The 1815-nt window shown below is 69.6% G+C and carries 2 protein-coding genes and 1 pseudogene; all 3 read left to right on the forward strand.

What is annotated here, in order from left to right; genetic code table 11:
* A pseudogene (locus AB0442_RS28660) lies at nt 1-348 on the forward strand (hypothetical protein); the annotation flags it as partial.
* 24 nt (nt 349-372) lie between these two features.
* Nucleotides 373-573, forward strand: a complete 201-nt coding sequence (locus AB0442_RS28665; RefSeq protein ID WP_366166401.1) for a hypothetical protein — start codon at nt 373-375, stop codon at nt 571-573.
* Nucleotides 570-1815: WD40 repeat domain-containing protein (locus tag AB0442_RS28670; RefSeq protein WP_366166403.1), on the forward strand; the 1246-nt coding region annotated here is incomplete at its 3' end. The genes AB0442_RS28665 and AB0442_RS28670, both read left to right, overlap by 4 nt.

Here is a 1815-nt window from a genome sequence, read left to right on the forward strand (position 1 = left end):
GACGGGCCGGACGGCCAGCCGCTGCTGGCCACCAGCAGCGACGATCGCACGGTGCGGGTGTGGGATCCGCTGACAGGTACCCAGGTCAGCGAACCGCTCGAGCACGACAGCCAGGTGAGTGCGGTGGTGGCGTTCGACGGGCCGGACGGCCGGCCCTTGCTGGCCACCGGCGGCGAAGACAGGGCGGTGCGGATATGGGATATGGCCACACGACAATGCCGGCTTCATATAGTCACGACTAGTCCCATCCGCGCCCTTGGAAACCTGGGAGGTCTCAAGCCGAACTGCGTTGGTCTTCTCGTTGGCGCTATAGCGGGGTTTGCTCTTGTTGATATTGATCTCGGATGAACCTTCGGGGCGGTCTGGCCGGCGATGGCGGAGGCGGTGCTGGACCGTCCGTTGCCCGGTGCCGATGCGGCGATCGATGCTCTGCGTACCGGGCGTCTGGTTGGCTACCTAGCCCAGGACACCGAAGACGGCCGCATCGTGTACCGTCTGGCCCACGAATGCCTCGCCGAAGTGCTGCGCGACGAGCCCCACCGCCTGCACACCCCGAGGGGAAGAACGCCGTGACCTCCGCCCCGCGGCCAGACACGCCCGCTGACATCCACCGGCGTATCGCCAGCCGCCTGGCGAAGCTGGCCGACACTCCCCCAGGCGTTCCGCCCCACCCCTACGTCCGACGTCACCTTACCCAGCATGCCGACCTTGGCGGCGTTCTGGACGACGCTCACCTTCCAACCGGGTTCCTGCCGTGGGACACCGACGGCCGCCTCCGCGGCCGCCTCGGCCTGCCTCTCACCCCCCAACCCGGCCAAGAATCCCTTGCCGCCTGGGCCGGCATCGAACCCTTCCTTGGTGGCGCCGACCACCAGGCGCTCGAAACCAGCCTCCAATTTGCGCTCGCCACCGCAGGAATCCACCCCGGCGACGGAGCCATCATCCGACCGCGCTTCTCCCGCTGGCACACCGCGAACAACGTCCTCACCGCCCACGCAGGGATGCCCTGCATCACTGCCTTTACCGGGCCGGACGGCAGGTCATTACTTGCGACCGGCGGCGACGATCACACGGTGCGGGTGTGGGATCCGCTGGCGGGTATCCAGGTCGGCGAGTCACTCTGGCACGACAGCCGGGTCCAGGCGGTGGCGGCGTTCGCAGGCCCGGATGGCCAGCCGTTGTTGGCCACCGGTGGCTCCGATGGCATGGTGCGGGTGTGGGATCCGTTGGCGGGTGTCCAGGTGGGTGAGCCGCTGCGCGGGCACGACAGGTGGGTGAATGCGGTGGTGGCGTTCGACGGGCCGGACGGCCAGCCGCTGCTGGCCACCGGCGGCGACGATCGCACGGTGCGGGTGTGGGATCCGCTGGCGGGTATCCAGGTCGGCGAGTCACTCTGGCACGACAGCCGGGTCCAGGCGGTGGCGGCGTTCGCAGGCCCGGATGGCCGGTCGCTGCTGGCCACCGGTGGCTCCGATGGCATGGTGCGGGTGTGGGATCCGTTGGCGGGTGTCCAGGTGGGTGAGCCGCTGCGCGGGCACGACAGGTGGGTGAATGCGGTGGTGGCGTTCGACGGGCCGGACGGCCGGTCGTTGCTGGCCACCGGTGGCTCCGATGGCATGGTGCGGGTGTGGGATCCGTTGGCGGGTGTCCAGGTGGGTGAGCCGCTGCGCGGGCACGAAGACCTGGTACATGCGGTGGTGGCGTTCGCGGGTGCGGATGGCCGGTCGTTGCTGGCCACCGGTGGCTCCGATGGCATGGTGCGGGTGTGGGATCCGTTGGCGGGTGTCCAGGTGGGTGAGCCGCTGCGCGGGCACG

Origin of the sequence: Kitasatospora sp. NPDC085895 (assembly GCF_040702125.1) — a bacterium.
GTDB classification, from domain to species: Bacteria; Actinomycetota; Actinomycetes; order Streptomycetales; family Streptomycetaceae; genus Kitasatospora; species Kitasatospora arboriphila.

Bases quoted from the DNA above. Each gene is read 5' to 3' on its own strand.
- AB0442_RS28665 (WP_366166401.1), top strand. From the start codon at position 373: ATGGCGGAGGCGGTGCTGGACCGTCCGTTGCCCGGTGCCGATGCGGCG.